Source organism: Pseudomonas frigoris, assembly GCF_047758635.1.
GTDB lineage: Bacteria > Pseudomonadota > Gammaproteobacteria > Pseudomonadales > Pseudomonadaceae > Aquipseudomonas > Aquipseudomonas frigoris.
The window spans coordinates 5,115,084-5,135,171 of sequence record NZ_CP180479.1 but is presented as its reverse complement, the minus strand read 5'-3'; the positions used below and the strand labels follow the sequence as shown (position 1 = coordinate 5,135,171).

At 59.3% G+C, this 20,088-nt stretch carries 18 protein-coding genes; 9 read left to right on the top strand and 9 right to left on the bottom strand.

Translation table 11 applies throughout. The features are described from left to right. The first annotated feature begins 42 nt into the window (after window positions 1-42). The 3 genes from ACMXYH_RS23550 to ACMXYH_RS23540 are packed head-to-tail and all read left to right on the top strand — an operon-like array spanning window position 43 to window position 1,977. Window positions 43-1,251 carry an MFS transporter gene (locus ACMXYH_RS23550; RefSeq protein WP_134422192.1) on the top strand — a complete coding sequence of 403 codons (1,209 nt, stop codon included), beginning with the start codon at window positions 43-45 and terminating at the stop codon, window positions 1,249-1,251. Then, window positions 1,248-1,370 (top strand): hypothetical protein, encoded by a 123-nt coding sequence (locus ACMXYH_RS23545; protein WP_008148682.1) that lies wholly within the window; start codon window positions 1,248-1,250, stop codon window positions 1,368-1,370. The genes ACMXYH_RS23550 and ACMXYH_RS23545 overlap by 4 nt, the downstream gene beginning before the upstream one ends. A 55-nt stretch (window positions 1,371-1,425) precedes the next feature. After that, the gene (locus ACMXYH_RS23540) at window positions 1,426-1,977 is read left to right on the top strand and encodes a glutathione peroxidase (RefSeq protein ID WP_415765130.1); all 552 of its coding nucleotides are present in this window, start codon (window positions 1,426-1,428) and stop codon (window positions 1,975-1,977) included. Window positions 1,978-2,053: 76 nt separating this feature from the next. Here the strand turns inward: ACMXYH_RS23540 and ACMXYH_RS23535 are convergent, their stop codons facing one another. The 3 genes from ACMXYH_RS23535 to ACMXYH_RS23525 form a co-directional block, all read right to left on the bottom strand. Next, entirely contained in the window at window positions 2,054-3,340 is a 1,287-nt protein-coding gene (locus ACMXYH_RS23535) for an OmpP1/FadL family transporter (protein WP_415765129.1), read from the bottom strand. Between the two features lie 145 nt (window positions 3,341-3,485). Further along, a complete protein-coding gene (locus ACMXYH_RS23530) occupies window positions 3,486-3,968 on the bottom strand; it encodes a hypothetical protein (RefSeq protein WP_415765128.1) in 483 nt (160 codons plus the stop codon). Window positions 3,969-4,244: 276 nt separating this feature from the next. Further along, a complete protein-coding gene (locus tag ACMXYH_RS23525; RefSeq protein WP_007898912.1) occupies window positions 4,245-4,469 on the bottom strand; it encodes a hypothetical protein in 225 nt (74 codons plus the stop codon). Between the two features lie 998 nt (window positions 4,470-5,467). Here ACMXYH_RS23525 and ACMXYH_RS23520 point away from each other — a divergent pair. Together ACMXYH_RS23520 and rmuC are read left to right on the top strand one after the other, a co-directional pair. Then, complete coding sequence (locus tag ACMXYH_RS23520; protein ID WP_129442364.1) at window positions 5,468-5,791, top strand: sel1 repeat family protein; 324 nt, start codon at window positions 5,468-5,470, stop codon at window positions 5,789-5,791. Between the two features lie 175 nt (window positions 5,792-5,966). After that, a complete protein-coding gene (rmuC, locus tag ACMXYH_RS23515) occupies window positions 5,967-7,331 on the top strand; it encodes a DNA recombination protein RmuC (protein WP_415767744.1) in 1,365 nt (454 codons plus the stop codon). Window positions 7,332-7,422: 91 nt separating this feature from the next. On the opposite strand, the gene ACMXYH_RS23510 is transcribed toward rmuC, so the two are convergent. Together ACMXYH_RS23510 and ACMXYH_RS23505 are read right to left on the bottom strand one after the other, a co-directional pair. Beyond that, on the bottom strand, window positions 7,423-10,893 hold the full coding sequence (locus tag ACMXYH_RS23510; protein ID WP_415765127.1) for a hybrid sensor histidine kinase/response regulator: 3,471 nt from the start codon (window positions 10,891-10,893) through the stop codon (window positions 7,423-7,425). 208 nt (window positions 10,894-11,101) lie between these two features. Continuing rightward, window positions 11,102-11,641, bottom strand: a complete 540-nt coding sequence (locus ACMXYH_RS23505; RefSeq protein WP_415765126.1) for a TetR/AcrR family transcriptional regulator — start codon at window positions 11,639-11,641, stop codon at window positions 11,102-11,104. 91 nt (window positions 11,642-11,732) lie between these two features. On the opposite strand from ACMXYH_RS23505, the gene ACMXYH_RS23500 reads away from it, so the two are divergent. The 4 genes from ACMXYH_RS23500 (at window position 11,733) to ACMXYH_RS23485 (ending at window position 16,510) form a co-directional block, all read left to right on the top strand. Beyond that, a complete protein-coding gene (locus tag ACMXYH_RS23500) occupies window positions 11,733-12,926 on the top strand; it encodes an MFS transporter (RefSeq protein ID WP_415765125.1) in 1,194 nt (397 codons plus the stop codon). A gap of 42 nt (window positions 12,927-12,968) precedes the next feature. Continuing rightward, window positions 12,969-13,280 (top strand): cupin domain-containing protein, encoded by a 312-nt coding sequence (locus ACMXYH_RS23495; protein ID WP_415765124.1) that lies wholly within the window; start codon window positions 12,969-12,971, stop codon window positions 13,278-13,280. Window positions 13,281-13,385: 105 nt separating this feature from the next. Beyond that, window positions 13,386-14,537: a TDT family transporter gene (locus ACMXYH_RS23490; protein ID WP_415765123.1), complete on the top strand. Its 1,152-nt coding sequence runs from the start codon at window positions 13,386-13,388 to the stop codon at window positions 14,535-14,537. 98 nt (window positions 14,538-14,635) lie between these two features. After that, entirely contained in the window at window positions 14,636-16,510 is a 1,875-nt protein-coding gene (locus ACMXYH_RS23485; RefSeq protein WP_415765121.1) for an MFS transporter, read from the top strand. A 46-nt stretch (window positions 16,511-16,556) separates the two neighbouring features. Here the strand turns inward: ACMXYH_RS23485 and ACMXYH_RS23480 are convergent, their stop codons facing one another. The 4 genes from ACMXYH_RS23480 to ubiG form a co-directional block, all read right to left on the bottom strand. Further along, the gene (locus ACMXYH_RS23480; protein WP_415765120.1) at window positions 16,557-17,483 is read right to left on the bottom strand and encodes a GGDEF domain-containing protein; all 927 of its coding nucleotides are present in this window, start codon (window positions 17,481-17,483) and stop codon (window positions 16,557-16,559) included. A gap of 372 nt (window positions 17,484-17,855) precedes the next feature. Continuing rightward, on the bottom strand, window positions 17,856-18,596 hold the full coding sequence (locus tag ACMXYH_RS23475; RefSeq protein ID WP_415765119.1) for a YciK family oxidoreductase: 741 nt from the start codon (window positions 18,594-18,596) through the stop codon (window positions 17,856-17,858). Window positions 18,597-18,713: 117 nt separating this feature from the next. Continuing rightward, window positions 18,714-19,385 carry an N-acetylmuramic acid 6-phosphate phosphatase MupP gene (gene mupP / locus ACMXYH_RS23470; protein ID WP_056744070.1) on the bottom strand — a complete coding sequence of 224 codons (672 nt, stop codon included), beginning with the start codon at window positions 19,383-19,385 and terminating at the stop codon, window positions 18,714-18,716. Between the two features lie 4 nt (window positions 19,386-19,389). Further along, entirely contained in the window at window positions 19,390-20,088 is a 699-nt protein-coding gene (gene ubiG, locus ACMXYH_RS23465; protein ID WP_033055822.1) for a bifunctional 2-polyprenyl-6-hydroxyphenol methylase/3-demethylubiquinol 3-O-methyltransferase UbiG, read from the bottom strand.

The window sequence follows — 20,088 nt, the reverse complement described above, 5'->3', positions numbered from 1 at the left end:
TCCGATCTTAAGCGGGTATATACCCGCTACCGGAGAATAAGAATGACATCGATGTGGCGTACGTGCGGTTGGGTTTTATTGGGGAGTGCGCTGATTCTCGCATTGTCCTTGGGTGTAAGACACGGCTTCGGGCTGTTTCTGGCGCCGATGAGTGCCGAGTTCGGCTGGGGGCGTGAGACGTTTGCCTTCGCCATTGCCTTGCAGAACCTGATCTGGGGCCTGGCGCAGCCATTCACCGGCGCGCTGGCCGACCGCTTTGGCGCCGCGAAAGTGGTGCTGGTCGGCGGTGTCTTGTATGCATTGGGCCTGATGTTCATGGGCCTGTCGGATTCGGCCGTGACCTTGTCCCTGAGTGCCGGCCTGTTGATCGGCATCGGTCTGTCCGGCACCTCCTTCTCGGTGATCCTCGGCGTGGTCGGCCGCGCAGTGCCGCCGGAGAAACGCAGCATGGGCATGGGCATTGCCAGCGCAGCCGGTTCTTTCGGCCAGTTCGCCATGTTGCCCGGCACGCTGGGATTGATCGGCTGGCTCGGCTGGTCCGCGGCATTGCTGGTGTTGGGCCTGTTGGTGGCGCTGATCGTGCCGCTGGTGAGCATGCTCAAGGACAAGCCGCTACCGGTGTTCGGTCATGAACAAACACTGTCCGAGGCACTGCGCGAGGCCTGTTCCCATTCGGGATTCTGGCTGCTGGCGTTCGGCTTTTTTGTTTGCGGTTTTCAGGTGGTATTCATCGGCGTGCACTTGCCGGCTTATCTGGTGGATCAGCACCTTCCGGCGAGCGTCGGTACGACGGTGCTGGCGTTGATCGGGCTGTTCAATATATTCGGAACCTACACGGCGGGCTGGCTCGGCGGGCGGATGTCCAAGCCGCGCTTGCTCACCGGCCTGTATCTGCTGCGGGCAGTGGTGATCGGGTTGTTCCTGTGGGCGCCGGTCACGACGACCACCGCGTACCTGTTTGGCATGGCGATGGGCTTCCTGTGGCTGTCGACCGTGCCCTTGACCAACGGCACCGTCGCAACCTTGTTCGGCGTGCGAAACCTGTCCATGCTCGGTGGGATTGTTTTCCTGTTTCACCAGCTCGGATCGTTCCTCGGCGGCTGGTTGGGCGGGGTGGTGTACGACCGAACCGGGAGCTATGACTTGATCTGGCAGGTAGCGATTCTCTTGAGCCTGTTGGCCGCCGCCCTGAACTGGCCGGTGCGTGAGCGGCCGGTGGCGCGTCTGCAAACACAGATGAGTGCGATATGAACAGTCTCTGGCCGCGGATCGCTGTCGTCGCTGTCTGCGCCTTGCTGCTGGCCCTGTCGTGGTGGGGCTGGCATCAGGGTGGGCTCGCGTTGATGCAGCTGGGCATGGGTGCTTGCTAGCAGGATAGGAGGGCGAGTAACTTCGTTGTTGACGACTTCTCAAGGATGCACCGACATGCTGATGCGCTGGCTCGCTGTTCCCGCGTTACTGGTAGCGTTTAGTGGATGGGCTCAAGCGGCAGAGTGCCCGGACCTTTTGCAAGGCTCGTTGCCCAAGCTGCGCGCCAAGGAATCCATCGACCTGTGCCAGCGCTTCGCCGGAAAACCGCTAGTGGTGGTCAATACCGCGAGCTTCTGTGGTTTTGCCCCGCAGTTCAAAAGCCTTGAGGCACTGAATCAGCGCTACAAGGATCAGGGGCTGGAGGTGGTCGGCGTTCCGTCCAACGACTTCAAGCAAGAGTCCAAGGATGGCGAAGAGACCGCCAAGGTCTGCTATGTGAACTACGGCGTGACGTTCACCATGACTGAACCGCAGAAAGTCCGCGGTGATGATGCGACTCATTTGTTCAAAATCATCGCCAAGCAGAGCACCGCGCCGAAGTGGAATTTCTACAAATATGTGGTCGATCGCAAGGGCAAGGTGATCGCCAATTTCTCCAGCCTGACCACGCCTGACGATCCCGAGTTCATCGCTGCGGTGGAGAAAGCCCTGGCCTCGCAACCCTGATCGACACCCGTTAAAAAGCCCCGCCTCTGTACAAGAGAGCGGGGCTTTTTCAATTCAGGCGGCGAGTGAGGAACCGTCAGAAACGGTAGGTCGCACCGACACCGAAACCGTTCGCACTGTTTTCGTACTTGGCGTTGTAGGACTGACCCAAAGCGTTAGCGCGGTTGACAGTGACAGCTTCTTCCTTGAGGTAGGAGTAAGCCACATCAATGGTCCAGTCGTCGGTTGGGTTGAAGCCCGCACCGACACTGAAGATGGTCCGGTCGCCGGTAGGAATGCGTGGCGAACGATCAGTGTTGTTGGTGGGCGACTGGTCAAAGGTGAGACCGGTACGCAGTACCCACTGCTTGTTCAACTGGTAGGAAGTACCCACGGCGTAGGCCCAAGTGTCATGCCAGTTCTGGTCTTCCTTGATGGTACCAACGATTTGTGGGGCGAGGGCACCACCGCTGAGTCGGGTTACGCCTTCGTTGTTGACCGTGATGTCTTTCAGGCGGCTCCAGCGAGTCCAGGTAGCACCGGCATAGAGCTTCCAGGCATCATTCATATCTTGAGTCACGGAAAGGTCATAGGACTCAGGTGTTTCGATCTTCAGCGAGGCATCGTAACGGTTGGTTTTGAGTAACTGAGGTGGCACGCCAGCGCCGGCAGTCACATCGGTGTGGCCGTCGAGCTTGTAGTTCACTTTCGAGTGATAAGTCAGGCCCACGCGAGTGGTGTCGGTGGCTTGCACCAGGACGCCGGCGTTAAAGCCCAAGGCCGTATCGTCGCCCTTGATCTGCACATTGTTGTCGCCAGTCCTGGGGATAGGGAGAGCAATGTCCGATTCCAGGGTGCCGGAAATCCGGTTGATGGTAGGGCCAAAACCGATCGATACTTTATCGTTGAAAGCGTAGCTGACGGTTGGCTGCAGAGTGACGATTTTGACTTCGCTCTTGCTGCCGAAAGCGCGGCCCTGAAAGCCGTTTTCGTAGTTGGTGACTAGCCCGAACGGAGCGTAGACACCGAAACCAATAGCCCATTCATCGTTGAGTTTATTTGTATAGAAACCCATCGGTACTGCAGTGAACGGAACCATATCGCCTTTGTTGGTCCCGCTTGAACGGCCGCTGGTATCGCTGATATCGGTCGAGGCGTCGATCGCTGCGATACCTCCAGTGATTTGCTGGCCTTTGAGGCGGGCCATACCGGCAGGGTTGCCAAAAACTGTACTTGCATCATCGGCAGAAGAAGATCGCCCGGCAAAACCTGTCCCCATCCCGCTGATGCTTTGTTCGTTAAGGGCGAAGCCACTTGCGAAGATTTGGGTGGATGCCAAGGTAACGGCGAGGCTAAGGGTGGTTTTGAGCATTACTTTTTTCATTATTAGAACTCCTGGTGATCACCGGGGCGAAAATTACCAACATTTTCGTCCCAGCGCTATAGGCTGTATCGCTTGATTTAGAGCGGTTTTGTAGGACAATCCGACCAAAATCGCAGCAGTTGCGCGATCTTGTGGAAGCAGCAGATCAGCAGGCGACCTGATTCAGCGGTGAAACACAGGTTTGCCAGGCGCAGGTGAAGTCTCTCAGGCGCCCTTGAGGCTGGAAGGTCTGGCGCCAGATGCGGGCCATTCCCAGTAGGTCGTCTGCTTCGGGGAGGGGGGTGTTCTGTTCTTCTACCAGAAGCCAGGCGATGGCTGTGGCGTAACGCAGGTTGACGGTCAATTCGAGGTGCGGACCACTCAGGAAAGCATGTTGGCTGGCCAGGCCGCGAACCAGGCTTGCGCGTTCCGGGTCAAGTGCCAAGTAGTGGTCCCAAATTGCTTGATGGCGGGGTTCGGCGATTCGGTACAGGCCGTGTCCGCGGCGGTCATGCAGGGCAGTACCAAGGGCTGACTGGCTGGCGGCGACGCCCAGCAGCAGGGATTCGGCAGTTGCGCTATGGCGCCCGAGGTAAATCAATGTCGGGCGGATCACATAACGGCACAGTTCGCTGGCAGCGATACCCATAAAGCCCTCGAAACGTGAAATGGTCGGCGATACCTGAAGGGGCCTTGGCAGCGGGTGAATCGACTCAGGCTCGCCGGAAGCGGCTCAAGCCGCTTGAGTTGAAGTGTAGTGTCATATTCGCGCCGTAAAGGCCTGTTTTTAAAATATTATCGGCTGCGAGTTATAACCGTTATATCGGTTTGTGCTTAGGCGGCAGCGGCGAAAAGTGAAATTTCGGGCAATAAAAAGCCCCGCTTTTTGAGCGAGGCTTTTGAGGTTTTCAGTCTTTCTGGCGTATCAGGCAACCAGTGCCTGACGGGTACGCTCGATCACGGCCTGCAGCGGCTCGGCGCTGGAGTATTGATCGGGGTACAGGCGTTCGCTGTGACGAGCGATGCCGTGTTCGTTGACCAGAGTGAAGCTGAAGCAGCCTTTGCGAGCAGCCATGATCAGGCAGTTCATTGGTGCAAAAGCGTTGGTTAGGGTGCGAATGGCATCCTGGGTGTGGATTTGAGTAGACATAGTCATTGGGTGTTCCTACAAGCGACACGGATAAGAACCGTGCAAAGTTAAAACGTTCCAGTGACGACGACCACCATTGGTCGAACGAAGAACCCGACTGGAACAAAGCAGCCAGTTTGAAGCGCTGATAAATTGGCGCGCTTGGGCTGGCAGGTAGGTACTTAGGAGGGCAGGCAACACATCAAGGGCAAAGGTTCTGGGCCCGGGGTGAAGATCCTGATCAATTTGCAGGTTGGTTCGGTCAGAGTAAGTGAGCTTCGCAACACCCTTTGCTTTCGATTCAAAGGCTGTGTTGACGCAAGGTTTACCTGGAAACCATCGAGGTGGTCGATCCCGCTTTGTCGGTGGAGGCTTCCTTTGGGAAGGCTGACCGGGGGGATTTGTTCGACCAGAATTGACTTTCAGCTTGGTACTAACGCCGCGGATACTAACGGATTGAATTGCTGAAGGGAAGTGTGTTGGCAAAAAAGTTCTCTGAACGCCCTCATTCAACGTCCGGATTGGCGCTCGGAAAAAGCCGTTAGCCGCAGACTTGCCCTGTAATAGCACAAATTCCGACTATTGGTAGTCACGGCTCATCGGGCCAGGACCAGCCTGGATCATGGGTTTGCCAAGGTTTATCCCCAGGTGCAGGCGAAAAATGCGCCGTAAAAGCGCATCGATATAACTGCCTCGAAGGTACTTGTGCACATAAGTCACGCGGGGTGTCACGCCGCTGTCATCTTCCCTTCAAACGCAGTGGGTGCCTGTAACCAAAATTTAAGTCAATGAAAAACATCGCTTTTTTTTGCTGGTGAAAAAATCGTCAGTTTGACTGCGGGCCCCATTCCATAGGGCTTTGCGAGAGTTCAAAGGCGGTTGTCCACTGAGTTATCCACAGCTTCTGTGGATTGTCCCGAGCGCTTGCTCTAGGACGGGCGTGCCGGGTTTTTTTAGGCTTTACCTGTAAGAAAAAAAGAGTAGAGTGGCGCGCCTTCCGATCTGCCCCACAGTGCTTTATGAAGTTTCGCTGCGTATCAGTCCCTGCAATCTCCACACCTCCCAACGTTACCCCGCCCAAGCGCTTTTCGATGCGTGTGGCCGAGTGGCTGCTGGACAGCCCGCGTCTGGGCGAAAACCCCAACGTCAAACACTTCGCCGGACATTTGCTCAAGCAGCCAGCCCGTGAAGGGGTCGTGGCCGCGCAAAGCCGTCTCGGTCAGCTGATGTGCCGTGAATGCGGGAATGCCCGGGATCGCCGTATCGGCCAGGACCTTTTGCGTTCGGCTGCGCGGGCAGGGGATCGGCGCGCCCAGCAGGAACTGGGTCTGATCGAAGACTGAGCTGTCCAAGACCTGACGCCTTGGTTAACCTTCAAGCTTTATTTCATTGGCAGGAGTGGCTATGGCTATGGACTTGACCAGCGCATTGCTTGGTCTGGCGGGCGCTGCGCTGCCGTTACTGGTACTGGCCTGGCAACTTCAGCGCCGAGCGAGCGCCACGCAGTCAGACGTTGCACTGTTGGAAGAGCGTCTGGCCACCGCCCAGTTGACCCAGGACGGATTGAACGCCCAACTCGAAGCCTGTCGCGATGAAATAGGTGATCTGGGCCAGGCCAACGCCGCCAAACAGGCAGACCTGGCCGCCGTACGCCGTGAAGTCGAACTGCTGCAGATCGAGCGTGACGACGCACGCGATGCCGCCCACGTCTGGAATCTGGAACGCGCCGGCAAAGAGGCTGAGTTGCGTCGTCTGGACGCCCAGGCCGCCTCGCTCAACGCCGAGCTGCGTGAGCAGCAGGAAAGCCATCAGCAGCGCCTCAACGACCTGCAGGGCTCGCGAGACGAACTGCGTGCACAGTTCGCGGAGCTGGCTGGCAAGATCTTCGATGAGCGCGAGCAGCGCTTTGCCGAAACCAGCCAACAACGCCTCGGTCAGTTGCTCGATCCGTTGAAGGAACGCATCCAGTCCTTCGAAAAACGCGTCGAAGAAAGTTATCAGGCAGAAGCCCGCGAACGTTTTTCCCTGGCCAAGGAACTGGAGCGGCTGCAACAGCTGAACCTGCGCCTGAGCGACGAAGCCACGAACCTGACCCGCGCCTTGAAAGGGCAGAAAACCCAAGGTAACTGGGGCGAGCTGATTCTTGAGCGAGTGCTTGAACACGCGGGCCTGGAAAAGGGGCGCGAGTACCAGACCCAGGTCAACCTCAAGGGTCCGGACGGTGAGCGTTTCCAGCCGGACGTGATCATTTATCTGCCGGGCGACAAGCAGGTGGTGGTCGACTCCAAGGTCAGCCTCACGGCCTATCAGCAATACGTCGCGGCCGAAGACGATGCCATCGGCCAGATTGCCATCAAGCAGCACGTGCTGTCCTTGCGCACTCACGTCAAAGGGCTGGCCGGCAAGGATTACAAGCGTCTCGACGGTTTGCACAGCCTGGATTTCGTCTTGCTCTTCGTACCGATCGAAGCGGCGTTTTCCGCCGCATTGCAGGCTGAGCCGACGCTGTTCCAAGAGGCCTTCGACCGCAACATCGTGATCGTCAGCCCGACCACGTTGCTGGCGACCCTGCGCGTCATCGACAGCCTGTGGAAGCAGGAACGCCAGAGTCAGAACGCCCGGGAAATCGCCGAGCGGGCCGGGTGGCTGTACGACAAGTTCGTGTTGTTCATCCAGGATCTGGATGAAGTCGGCAATCGCCTACAACAATTGGATAAAGCCTACAGCTCTGCGCGCAATAAGCTGACAGAAGGTCGGGGCAATCTGGTCAGTCGTAGCGAGCAGCTCAAGTTGCTTGGCGCGCGGGCGAGCAAGAGCCTGCCGGCTGACTTGCTGGAGCGGGCGATGACCGATGTCGATGGTTTGGCCGAGTTGCCTGAATAAGATCAAAAGATCGCAGCCTGCGGCAGCTCCTACAGGTGTACGTAATTCCGTGTAGGAGCTGCCGCAGGCTGCGATCTTTTTTGTTGCCGCGCTACAGCGGCAAATGCCGGCTCAGCAACGCCCGCAACGCCGCCGGTTTCACCGGTTTAGCCAGGTAATCCAGCCCCGCCGCATGCACTTGGGCCACCGTCTCCGGTCGCCCATCGGCGCTGATCACAACCCCTGGCACTGGCTCACCCAGTCGGGTTCGCAGCCATGCCATCAGCTCGGTCCCGGTCTCGCCATCGTCCAGGTGGTAATCCACCAGCGCCAATTGCGGTCGCATCCCGTCGCTGAGCAGCGCCGCGCATTCATCGCGGTTGCGCGCGGTCCAGACCTGACAACCCCAGCGCGTGAGCAAGCTGTTCATGCCGATCAGGATGCTGTCTTCGTTGTCGATGCACAGTACCTGCGCGCCGCTCAGCAATTTGCCATTGAGCTCGGCGACCTTGGTCGGGATCGCGGATTGCGCCCGAGCCAACGGCACACTGACGCTGAACACGCTGCCGCGCCCCGGCCAGGAGCGCACGCGCAAGGTATGACCCAGCACGCGACACAACCCGTCGGCGATCGCCAGGCCCAGCCCCAGGCCTTTCTCAGCACGGGTCTGGTGGCTGTCGAGGCGTTTGAATTCTTCGAAAATGACCTGCTGTTTATCCACAGGAATGCCCGGCCCCCGGTCCCAGACTTCCAGGCACAGCTCGCCCTTGCGTCGGCGAACCCCCAGCAGTACCGGGCCTTTGGCGTAGCGGAAGGCATTGGTCAGGAAGTTCTGCAGGATTCGCCGCAATAGTTTGATGTCGCTGTCGATGCGCAACGTGCTGCCCCTGACGCGGAATTTCAGTCCCTGATCGCGGGCCAGTGCGTTGAACTCGGCGCCGAGGACGTCGAACATCTCATTGAGCACGAACGGTTTTGGATCAGGGTTGATCTTGCCGTTTTCCAGGCGGGAAATGTCCAGCAGGTCGCTGATCAAGTCCTCGGCCGAGCGCAGTGACGTGTCCAGATGATGGACCAGTTTCTGCGCCTCACCGCAGAGGCCGTCTTCCTGGTGGGAAAGGGCGGCCGAGAACAGTCGCGCAGCATTCAGCGGTTGCATCAAGTCGTGGCTGACCGCCGCCAGGAAACGGGTTTTCGACTGGTTGGCCGACTCCGCGGTGCCCTTGGCTTCGGTCAGGGCGACGTTGAGTTGCGACAGTTCGTGGGTCCGCTCGGTGACCCGTCGCTCAAGGCCCTCGTTGGCTTCGGTCAGCGCCTGCTCAGCCTCACGGAACGCGGTGATGTCGGTGAAACTCATGACAAAACCGCCGCCCGGCATCGGGTTGCCGATCAGCTCGATCACACGGCCATTGGGGAAAAGTCTTTCAGAGGTATGGGCGCGGCCCTGACGCATCCAGTGCAAGCGGCGGGCGACGTGCACTTCGGCTTCGCCGGGACCGCACAGGCCGCGTTCGGCGTTGTAGCGAATAATGTCGGCAATCGGGCGGCCAAGCCTGATCAGTCCATCCGGGTAGTTGAACAGCTCCAGATAGCGCCGGTTCCAGGCCACCAGTTTCAGCGACTGGTCGACCACACTGATGCCTTGGGTGATGTTCTCGATCGCGCCTTGCAGCAGCGCGCGGTTGAACTGCAGCACTTCCGAGGCTTCGTCGGCGATTCGGACGACGTCCTCGAGTTGCATTTCCCTACCTTCGATGGCGGCTTTTACCACCGCCCGGGTCGAAGAAGCACCCAGCACACCGGCCAGCAAACGTTCGGTATGGGCGATCCATTCACCATCGGCGTTCTGGTTCGGGTTGAAGCCTTTGCCCTGACGGTAGGCGAAGCGGATAAAACTCTGACGGGCGCGTTCTTCGCCGACGAAGCGTGCGGCCAGCTGCAACAAATCGTCGATCTGCACCGACAGCATCGAACGGGCGCTAGGGCGGGCACTGATTTCCTGACCGATGAAGCGACCCGCCTGCCAATGTTCCGAAACCCTCGTACGTGACAGCATCGACACCCAGGCGAACAGCGTGAAGTTGGCTGCAAGCGACAACACCACGCCTTGTGTCAGCGGGGTGAGTGGCAGTTTCATCGGGTTGCTGTGCAACCAGGCCAGGCCGGGGAAACTGCTCAACGACAAACCAAGGCTGTTGGCGGCAATCGGCAGAATCAAGGTGTAGAACCACAGGAACGTCCCGGCAGCCAGACCGGCGAACACACCGCGACGATTGGCCTGTTTCCAATACAGCGCGCCGAGCATGGCCGGGGCCAGTTGGGTCACGGCGGCGAAGGCGATCTGGCCGATGGTCGCGAGGCTCGCCGTCGAACCGAGCAGGCGATAACTGACGTAGGCCAGCAGCAGAATCACCACAATGCTCACTCGGCGTACCGAGAGCATCCACTGGCGGAACACTTCGAACGGCCGCTCGGCGTTATTGCGCCGCAGCAACCATGGCAACAGCATGTCGTTGGAGACCATGGTCGACAGCGCCACGCTGGCGACAATCACCATGCCGGTCGCCGCTGAGGCGCCACCGATAAACGCCAGCATCGCCAGGGCAGGGTGGGATTGGGCCAGCGGCAGGCTGATGACAAACGAGTCCGGCAGTACCGAACTCGGCAGCAGCATCTGACCGGCGAGGGCGATAGGAACGACGAACAACGCCGCCAGCGCCAGATAGGCCGGAAACACCCATTTGGCCAGGCGCAGATCCTGCGGGTCGATGTTTTCCACCACGGTTACGTGGAACTGCCGGGGCAGGCAGATGATTGCCATCATTGCCACGCCAGTTTGCACCACCATCGACGGCCAGTTGATGGTTTCCTTCCAGTATTCTTCCAGACGCGGGGCGAGCATTGCCTGGTCGAACAGGTCGTCGAAACCGTCGTACAGGCCGTAGGTCACGAACGCACCGACCGCGAGAAAAGCGAACAGCTTGACCAGTGATTCGAACGCAATCGCCAGCACCATGCCGCGGTGGTGTTCCGTGGCGTCGAGGTTGCGGGTACCGAAGACGATGGTGAACAGCGCCAGTACCAGCGACACGATCAGCGCCGTGTCCTGGGCGCGCGTGCCCATGGCGTCGGCACCGGCGCCGATCAACAAGTTCACCCCGAGCACGATGCCCTTGAGTTGCAGCGCGATGTAGGGCAACACGCCGACCAGGCAGATCAGCGCCACCACCACCGCCAGCGACTGGGATTTGCCATAACGCGCAGCGATGAAGTCGGCAATGGAGGTGATGTTCTCCTGCTTGCTGATCATCACCATTTTTTGCAGGACCCACGGCGCGCACACCAGCAGCAGGATCGGCCCGAGGTAGATCGGCAGGAAAGACCAGAGTTGTTCGGCAGCCTGGCCCACGGCGCCAAAGAAGGTCCAGCTGGTGCAATAGACGGCCAGCGACAGGCTGTACACCCAGGCGCGCACTCGCGGCGGCAACGGTGTGCTGCGACGGTCGCCGTAGAAGGCGATGGCGAACATGATGGCCATATAGGCCAGGGCGACGGCGGCGATCAGCCCGCTGGACAGCGACATGGGAACTCCAGACAAAAGACACCCGGGATTCGCGCCCGGACAGACAGTCTCGCACGATGGCAGGGGTTAGTCAGTGTCGACCAAGGTCGCGGCGCGGCGGGGTGTCGCAGGGTGTTTGTCAGTTGGATCTTTGGTGTTTGTGCAGGCCTCATCGTCGGAACGCCGCCCGGAGCAAGCTCGCTCCGGGCGGCGTTCCGACGATGAGGCCTCACTGACTCAACGCAATCTCGATCAACCGATGCAATTCCTCAACCTCCAGCGGCGCCGCTGAAAACAGGATCCGAAACACCGTCGGCGCGGCCACCATGTTAATCAGCCGATCAACGTTCGGCTTCGACTGATCGGGGTAACGATCCAGAATCGTCTGCAACTGCCCGCCAATGATCGTCGCGCAAAGGGCCGGTGTGGTGCTGCATTGCACGTCGCGCAAGATGTTGCGGCCGGGCTCGGAACTCATCTCGTCCAGATACTGCTCGGCCCAGGCGCGCACGTCACCGCGCAGGCTGCCGGTATTGGCCGGCTCGCTCTCGGGGCGCATGCGGGCGAGGGCGACATCCGCCAACAACACCGACAGATCGCCCCAGCGCCGGTAGATGGTCGACGGCGTGACGCCGGCACGCGCAGCGATTTGCGGAACGGTCACGGTGGTGCGGTCCTGCTCTTCGAGGAGATCGCGGACTGCCGAATGAACCGACTCTTGCACCCGGGCACTGCGGCCGCCCGGGCGTAAACCTTCTTTAATAGCCATGCATCGGACCTTAACACAAAGAATTTGCTTTAAGCGCTAGCCGGTAGCACACTCCGCAAAAGCAAAAAGTTAGCTTTAGCGGAGTGTGCCCATGTCCAGTTCAACGTCTAATCGTTCAAGCCTGTGGTTCCTGGCGATCACCTTACTCAGTTTTCTTGCCGCTTCCACCGCGCCGACGCCGTTGTATCACTTGTACCAGGAGCACCTGCAATTCTCGGCAGCGACCCTGACCCTGATTTTCGGCGTGTACGCCATCAGCTTGCTGGCAGCGTTGCTCACGGTTGGTTCGCTCTCGGATTACCTGGGGCGCAAACCGGTGATCTTCACCGCTGTGATGTTGAACATGCTGGCGATGCTGCTGTTTATCAATGCAGACAGTGTCGCCTGGTTGATCAGTGCGCGAGTGCTTCAAGGTTTTGCTACAGGGATGGCCACTGCCGTATTGAGCGCGGCGCTGTTGGACGCCGATCGCCAGCAAGGGCCGCTGGTCAACAGTGTTGCGCCGTTGCTGGGCATGGCGTTGGGCGCCATGGGCTGCGGCTTATTGGCCGAGTTTGCGCCGTTGCCATTGCAGTTGACCTATTGGGTGCTGTTCGCGCTGTTTGTGATGCAAGCGCTGTACGTCTGGCGCTTGCCGGAAAGCGTCAGCCCCCAACCGGGAGTCTGGGCTTCGCTGCGTCCGACACTGCATGTGCCGATCCAGGCGCGGCGCGCGTTGTGGCTGGTGCTGCCGATCAATATCGCGGTGTGGGCGCTCGGTGGTTTTTACGCTTCTTTGGCCCCGTCGTTGGTGCGCACGGCCACGGGATCGACCTCAAATCTGATTGGCGGTGCGACGGTGGCCGTGTTGACGGTGACCGGTGCGTTGATGATCTACACCCTGCGCAATCGGCCGGCCGACAAGGTGTTGTGCTTGGGCGGCAGTCTGCTGCCTGTCGGCGTCGCGCTGATTCTGATGGCGGTGCACAGCGCCAGCCTGACTCTGTTTTTCGTCGGCACGCTGGTGGCCGGATGCGGTTTCGGTGCCGGTTTCCTCGGTGCGTTGCGCAGTGTCGTGCCGCTGGCCCTGGCCCATCAGCGGGCAGGGTTAATGTCGGCTTACTACGTGCTCAGTTATCTGGCGTTCTGCTTGCCATCGTTGCTGGCCGGGAACTTGACCCGGACCTTCGGGCTGGTGGCCACCACCGATGGTTACGGCGCGGTGTTGATTACTCTCTCGGTCGGCGCTCTGTTTGCGTTGATGCGTCAGCAGTCCATGAAAGTCTGTGGCGCCGATGTTCGATGACCGTTAGCCTTGGCTCCGCCATACCTTTCGACGGACCGACACATGAAAATCATCCGCAGCAAATCCTTCACCGCTGACCGAGCCTGGGGCGCTTTGGATATCGCCAACATGAACGGCATCACCACGCGTTTGCACTGGACCGATCAGCCCTATAAATGGCACATCAATGATGGGCAAGAAGTGTTCGTGGTGCTGGATGGCGTCGTGCAGATGCGTTATCGCGAAGAAGGGCAGGAGAAAGAAGTGATGTTGGGTGTAGGAGATATCTTCTATGCCGACGTCGGCACCGAACACGTTGCCCATCCGCAGGGTGCGGCAAGAATCCTGGTGATCGAAACTGAAGGCAGCGTTTGACGCCATATCTGCAAAGCAGATAACGGTTAGAGATATTACCCGTTATATCGATATTCGATTCGGATCTACCATGAGCTCCACCTCAACAGAGGACAGGAGTTCACCATGACATGCCCCAACACCGCCCCAGCCGGTTTCAAACCTTTCAGTCATTTGCAGCATCCGCGTGAAGTCATCCGCCAGTTCACGCCGAACTGGTTCGCCGCCACCATGGGTACCGGTGTGCTGGCGTTGGCGCTGGCGCAGCTGCCTGGCGCAAATGCCGGTTTACACGCGATTGCCGAAGCCCTTTGGCTGTTCAATATTGTGCTGTTCGTTTTATTCACGGTTATGTATGCGGCGCGTTGGGCGCTGTTTTTCGATGAGGCGCGGCGGATTTTCGGTCACTCCACGGTTTCGATGTTTTTTGGCACCATCCCCATGGGCCTGGCGACCATCATCAATGGTTTTCTGGTGTTCGGTCTGCCGCGTTGGGGCGAGGGCGTGATTCATCTCGTTGAGGTGCTGTGGTGGCTGGATGTGGCGATGTCTGTGGCGTGCGGCGTGCTGATTCCCTACCTGATGTTCACCCGTCAGGAGCACAGCATCGATCAGATGACCGCCGTCTGGCTGTTGCCGGTGGTGGCGGCAGAAGTGGCGGCCGCCAGCGGTGGTCTGCTGGCGCCACACCTGGCCGATGCCCATTCGCAACTGGTGGTGCTGGTGACCAGCTACGTGCTCTGGGCCTTTTCCCTACCGGTGGCGTTCAGCATTCTGACCATTCTGTTGCTGCGCATGGCACTGCATAAATTGCCCCACCAAAACATGGCCGCCTCCAGCTGGCTAGCGCTCGGCCCAATCGGCACCGGGGCGCTGGGCATGTTGCTGCTGGGCGCGGACGCACCGGCGATCTTCTCTGCCAACGGTCTGCCGGGCATCGGTGAAATCGCCGCAGGGCTGGGGTTGGTGGCCGGAATCACCCTGTGGGGCTTTGGTCTGTGGTGGATGCTGATCGCGGTGCTCATCACCCTGCGTTACCTGCGCGTCGGCATCCCTTTCAATCTCGGCTGGTGGGGTTTCACCTTCCCGCTGGGCGTCTATTCCCTGGCGACGTTGAAACTGGCCAGCACCTTGAACCTGACGTTTTTCAGTGCCTTCGGCGGTGTGCTGGTGATGTTGCTGGCGGTGATGTGGCTGATCGTCGCTAAACGGACGGTGCAGGGCGCCTGGCGGGGCGAGTTGTTTGTCTCGCCGTGCATTGCAGGATTAAAGAAATAACCTGCAAGTTTTAGGTAATGTGTGGCCTGGATCGTCGTTCGATATTCCAATAACTGCATCCACGCCACTCTCTACCCAACATCAGGGACACATGGAAGATGAGTCACCCCTCACAGTTCACCTTGCTTCGCACCCGGCGCTTCCTGCCGTTCTTCGTCACGCAGTCGCTCGGGGCGTTCAACGACAACATCTTCAAGCAGTCGCTGATCCTCGCCATTCTCTACAAGTTGACTATCGAGGGTGATCGCTCGATCTGGGTCAACCTGTGTGCGCTGCTGTTCATTCTGCCGTTCTTCCTGTTCTCGGCGCTGGCCGGGCAGTTCGGGGAGAAGTTCGCCAAGGACGCGTTGATTCGTCTGATCAAGCTCGGGGAAATCGCCATCATGGCGGTAGGCGCGGTCGGTTTCATGTTCGATCACCTGTCGCTGATGCTGGTGGCGCTGTTCGCCATGGGCACTCACTCGGCGCTGTTCGGGCCGGTGAAATATTCGATCCTGCCGCAGGCCTTGCGTGACGAAGAGCTGGTGGGTGGCAACGGCCTGGTGGAAATGGGCACCTTCCTGGCGATCCTCGCCGGGACCATCGGCGCCGGGATCATGATGTCGTCCAGTCATTACGCGCCGATCGTCTCCACGGCGATCATCGGTGTTGCGGTGCTCGGCTATCTGGCCAGCCGCAGCATTCCACGGGCCGCAGCCGCCTCCCCGAAAATGCGTCTGAACTGGAACATTTTCAGCCAGTCCTGGGCCACGTTGAAGCTGGGCTTGGGGCAGACGCCAGCGGTGTCACGCTCGATTGTCGGCAACTCGTGGTTCTGGTTTGTCGGGGCGATTTATCTGACGCAGATCCCGGCCTATGCCAAGGAGTGGATGCACGGCGACGAAACCGTGGTGACGCTGATTCTTACCGTGTTCTCGGTCGGTATCGCGTTGGGTTCGATGCTTTGCGAGAAACTGTCCGGCCGCAAAGTCGAGATCGGTCTGGTGCCGTTCGGCTCGTTCGGTCTGACCGTGTTTGGTTTGCTGCTGTGGTGGCATTCCGGTGGAATTCCGGACAGCGTTACAGGCCATGGCTGGATCGAAGTCCTGGGTTTTGGCCACGCCTGGCTGGTGTTGATCGACATTCTGGGGCTTGGGGTGTTCGGCGGTTTCTATATCGTGCCGCTGTACGCGCTGATTCAGTCTCGTACCCCCGAGAACGAGCGGGCGCGGGTGATTGCCGCCAACAATATTCTCAATGCGCTGTTCATGGTGGTCTCGGCGATTGTCTCGATCGTCTTGCTGAGCCTGGTCAAACTGTCGATCCCGCAGCTGTTCCTGGTGGTGTCGCTGCTGAACATCGGCGTCAACGCCTACATCTTCAGCATCGTCCCCGAGTTCAGCATGCGTTTCATGATCTGGCTGCTCAGCCATTCCATGTACCGCGTGGAGCATCGCAATCTGCAACTGATTCCCGATGAAGGCGCGGCGTTGCTGGTGTGCAATCACGTGTCCTTCGTCGACGCCTTGCTGATTGGCGGCGCGGTGCGTCGACCGATTCGCTTTGTGATGTATTACAAGATCTACAACTTGCCAGTGCTGAACTTCATCTTCCGCACGGCCGGGACCATTCCGATCGCGGGGCGTCAGGAAGACATTCAGATCTACGAAAAAGCCTTCACGCGCATTGCTCAGTATCTGAAGGACGGCGAGTTGGTGTGCATCTTCCCTGAGGGCAAATTGACCGCCGATGGCGAGATCAACGAGTTCAAGGGCGGGCTGACGCGGACTCTCGAAGAAACGCCGGTGCCGGTGATTCCGTTGGCATTGCAGGGCTTGTGGGGGAGTTTCTTCAGCCGCGATCCGCAAAAGGGCGTGTTTCGCCGGTTGTGGTCACGGGTGACGCTGGTGGCAGGGCCTGCGGTGTCGGTTGAAGTGGCAGAACCAGCCCGGTTGCAAGGGTTGGTGGGGGAATTGCGCGGCGCTGTGCGCTAATTCCTTTCGTTGCGTGCCGCTAACCAAGCGTGCCCGCTCTGGGCATTCAACCCGCCATCGCCAACCGGTTACGTCCCTCGCGCTTGGCCACATACAACGCACTGTCGGCCCGTCGCAACAGGCTTTCGGCAGACTCGCCGGGCAATAGCGTCGAGCAGCCAAGGCTGACCGTCAGCTCGATCGCATGGCCGTCGGCCGAATATTCCTCTGCCTGCACTGCAAATCGTAGCCGTTCGCCAACCATGGCTGCCGCCTCACGACTCGTGTTGGAAAGCAGGATCAGGAACTCTTCGCCCCCAAAGCGGAAGACCATGTCCACGTTGCGCAACTGGTTTTTGATCGAGGCTGCAACGGCCTTGAGCACGTCATCGCCGGCGCTGTGTCCGTGGTTGTCGTTGATGCGTTTGAAGTAATCGATGTCCAGCATCAGCAGCGACAAGGGTTGCAGATGCCGAAGCGACATCTCGATTTCCCGTTGCAGGGTCTGATCCATGGCAATGCGGTTGCCGGTATCCGTGAGCGGATCGCGCAAGGCGCTTTGGGTGGCAGCGCGGTAGAGCAAGGCATTGCGCATCGGATACAGCAATGCGGACAGCAGTGACTCGAGGTTGCCTTGTTCCTGCTCACTGAAACGCTGATTGCGGCGGAATACCAGTTCACCCAGATCCTCGCCTTCATGGCTGAGGCTGTAGCTGATCGAATGATGGCCGCGCAGGCCGAATTCCAGGCGCAAGTCGCTGGACGTGTGCTCGTACGTCAAGGCGTCAAGCGGTACAAGTCGCTGAATCTCACGGAAGAAGAGCCCGAGAATGCGTTGCGGCTCAAGACTGGTTTGCAGCTGCAGGCTCAGTTGCTGGCGCAGTTGCGAAAGGCTGACGGGCCTCTCGATGAGGGTAGGCTGCTGACCAAAGCCCAGGCGTTGCAATTTGGCGCTATCGAAGTCAATTGCGTTGGTCTGGGAAGGTGATTTCATATGGCGTGCGCCCCTAAGCAGTAAGGCTGTCTTACAGGCTGGGTGAGAGCGGCTTTGGGCTGCGCGTCATACTGGTCCATCAGTCCCGTAGGACATTTGGCCCAAGTTTAGTCCGCTTTGCCGACGATAAGTAACCTGTCGGCTGAGGCGTCCGCCCGTTTGCTTTCACACTGCGTGTCTGAGCAAATTTAGAGCGAAACTCGTGCCATTCAGTTCAGTCGGATAAAAAGCGTTCTAAATCAAAGTATTGAGCTGTGTTTGAAAGATGTCGCCGGTTTCTATGACAGTTGTTTGACGTGTAATGGGTTGGTTACGACGCACTTTGAATGCCGCGACGGGAAGTCGTCGCGGCACAAAAGCGACGCGCGGGCGTTACTGAGCGTTGAACGCCTGGCCGTTGATGCCGGTGCTGTCCGAACCCATCAGGTAGAGGTAGACCGGCATGATCTCCTCGGGCGTCGGGTTGTTCAGCGGGTTTTCACCCGGGTAAGCCTGGGCGCGCATGCTGGTGCGGGTGGCACCCGGGTTGATGCTGTTGGAGCGCACCGGTGCCACGGTGTCGACTTCGTCGGCCAGGGTTTGCATCAAGCCTTCGGTGGCGAACTTGGACACGCCGTATGCGCCCCAATACGCACGACCCTTGCGGCCGACGCTGCTGGAGGTGAACACCACCGAAGCGTCCTGAGACAGCTTGAGCAGCGGCAACAGGGTGCTGGTGAGCATGAACATGGCGTTGACGTTGACGTGCATGACACGCATGAAGTTTTCGCCGGACAGCTGCTCGATCGGCGTACGCGGGCCAATGATCGACGCGTTGTGCAGCAAACCGTCGAGATGGCCGAATTCGGTTTCGATCATCGCTGCCAGCTCATCGTATTGATGGGGCAGGGCGGTTTCCAGGTTGAACGGGATTACGGCCGGTTGTGGATGGCCGGCGGCTTCGATTTCGTCGTAGACCTGAGTCAGGTTGGCCTCGGTCTTGCCCAGCAGCAGCACGGTGGCGCCATGTGCAGCGAAGGTTTTTGCGGCGGCAGCGCCGATGCCACGGCCAGCGCCGGTGACCAGGATGACCCGGTCCTTGAGCAATTCTGGGCGGGCGGAATAATCAAACATAAGAAACCTCAACATAATCCGTTAACAGGGCCGAAAAAGATCGCAGCTTTCGGCAGCTCCTACACCGATCGCGGTCCTCTGTAGGAGCTGCCGCAGGCTGCGATCTTTTGATTTGAATCAGCAGCTGCACAAAGCGCTATCCAGCACTTTTCGCAACTCCAGCGGATGATCGACCACCACATCCGCGCCCCAATGCCGCGGGTTATCGTCCGGATGAATGTAGCCATAGGTCACGGCGGCCGTCTTGGTGCCGGCATCGCGACCGGATTCGATATCGCGCAAGTCATCACCCACGAACAAAACGCTGGCCGGGTCCAGGTCGAGCATCTTGCACGCCAGGATCAACGGCTCGGGGTCCGGTTTGCTGTTCTTCACATGGTCCGGGCAGATCAACAGCGCCGAGCGCTCGGCCAGGCCAAGTTGCTGCATGATCGGCTCGGCGAACCGCAGCGGCTTGTTGGTAACCACGCCCCAGATCAGGTTGGCCTTTTCGATGTCGGCCAGCAGTTCGCCCATGCCGTCGAAGAGTTTGCTGTGAACCGCGCAACCGGCGAGGTAACGCTCCAGAAACTCCAGGCGTAATTCCTCGAAACCCGGTGATTCCGGGTCCATGGAGAAGGTCACGGCGACCATCGCCTTGGCGCCGCCGGAGATCTCGTCGCGAATGTGTTTGTCGTTCATCGGCGGCAAGCCGCGATCGGCGCGCATCGCCTGACAAATCGCAATGAAGTCCGGCGCGGTGTCGAGCAGGGTGCCGTCCATGTCGAAAAGAACTGCTCTGATACGCATCGGCTTACTCCTCGCGAAGGGTCTGGATCATGTAGTTGACGTCCACGTCGGAGGCCAGTTTGTAGTGCTTGGTCAGCGGGTTGTAGGTCAGGCCGATGATGTCCTTGACGGTCAGGCCGGCCATGCGGCTCCAGGCACCCAGCTCTGAAGGGCGGATGAATTTCTTGAAATCGTGGGTGCCGCGCGGCAGCAGCTTCATGATGTATTCCGCGCCGACGATGGCGAACAGGTACGCCTTCGGGTTGCGGTTGATGGTGGAGAAGAACACCTGGCCGCCGGGTTTGACCATGCGGAAACAGGCGCGGATCACCGAGGATGGGTCCGGCACGTGCTCGAGCATTTCCAGGCAGGTGACCACGTCGAACTGCTCAGGCATTTCTTCAGCCAGCGCTTCGGCGGTGATCTGCCGGTATTCGACGCTCACCCCGGATTCCAGTTGATGCAGTTGCGCGACCGCTAGCGGCGCTTCGCCCATGTCGATGCCCATGACGGTAGCGCCGCGCTGGGCCATGGCTTCGCTGAGAATGCCACCGCCGCAACCGACGTCGAGGACTTTTTTGCCGGCCAGGTTGACCCGTTCGTCAATCCAGTTGACCCGCAGCGGGTTGATGTCGTGCAGCGGTTTGAACTCGCTTTCGCGGTCCCACCAGCGATGAGCCAGGGCTTCGAATTTGGCGATTTCGGCGTAGTCGACGTTGCTCAT

Coding starts and splice junctions, on each gene's coding strand:
- ACMXYH_RS23550 (WP_134422192.1), top strand. CDS start 43: ATGACATCGATGTGGCGTACGTGCGGTTGGGTTTTATTGGGGAGTGCG.
- ACMXYH_RS23545 (WP_008148682.1), top strand. CDS start 1,248: ATGAACAGTCTCTGGCCGCGGATCGCTGTCGTCGCTGTCTGCGCCTTG.
- ACMXYH_RS23540 (WP_415765130.1), top strand. CDS start 1,426: ATGCTGATGCGCTGGCTCGCTGTTCCCGCGTTACTGGTAGCGTTTAGT.
- ACMXYH_RS23535 (WP_415765129.1), bottom strand. CDS start 3,340: ATGAAAAAAGTAATGCTCAAAACCACCCTTAGCCTCGCCGTTACCTTG.
- ACMXYH_RS23530 (WP_415765128.1), bottom strand. CDS start 3,968: ATGGGTATCGCTGCCAGCGAACTGTGCCGTTATGTGATCCGCCCGACA.
- ACMXYH_RS23525 (WP_007898912.1), bottom strand. CDS start 4,469: ATGTCTACTCAAATCCACACCCAGGATGCCATTCGCACCCTAACCAAC.
- ACMXYH_RS23520 (WP_129442364.1), top strand. CDS start 5,468: ATGAAGTTTCGCTGCGTATCAGTCCCTGCAATCTCCACACCTCCCAAC.
- ACMXYH_RS23510 (WP_415765127.1), bottom strand. CDS start 10,893: ATGTCGCTGTCCAGCGGGCTGATCGCCGCCGTCGCCCTGGCCTATATG.
- ACMXYH_RS23505 (WP_415765126.1), bottom strand. CDS start 11,641: ATGGCTATTAAAGAAGGTTTACGCCCGGGCGGCCGCAGTGCCCGGGTG.
- ACMXYH_RS23500 (WP_415765125.1), top strand. CDS start 11,733: ATGTCCAGTTCAACGTCTAATCGTTCAAGCCTGTGGTTCCTGGCGATC.
- ACMXYH_RS23495 (WP_415765124.1), top strand. CDS start 12,969: ATGAAAATCATCCGCAGCAAATCCTTCACCGCTGACCGAGCCTGGGGC.
- ACMXYH_RS23490 (WP_415765123.1), top strand. CDS start 13,386: ATGACATGCCCCAACACCGCCCCAGCCGGTTTCAAACCTTTCAGTCAT.
- ACMXYH_RS23485 (WP_415765121.1), top strand. CDS start 14,636: ATGAGTCACCCCTCACAGTTCACCTTGCTTCGCACCCGGCGCTTCCTG.
- ACMXYH_RS23480 (WP_415765120.1), bottom strand. CDS start 17,483: ATGAAATCACCTTCCCAGACCAACGCAATTGACTTCGATAGCGCCAAA.
- ACMXYH_RS23475 (WP_415765119.1), bottom strand. CDS start 18,596: ATGTTTGATTATTCCGCCCGCCCAGAATTGCTCAAGGACCGGGTCATC.
- mupP (WP_056744070.1), bottom strand. CDS start 19,385: ATGCGTATCAGAGCAGTTCTTTTCGACATGGACGGCACCCTGCTCGAC.
- ubiG (WP_033055822.1), bottom strand. CDS start 20,088: ATGAGCAACGTCGACTACGCCGAAATCGCCAAATTCGAAGCCCTGGCT.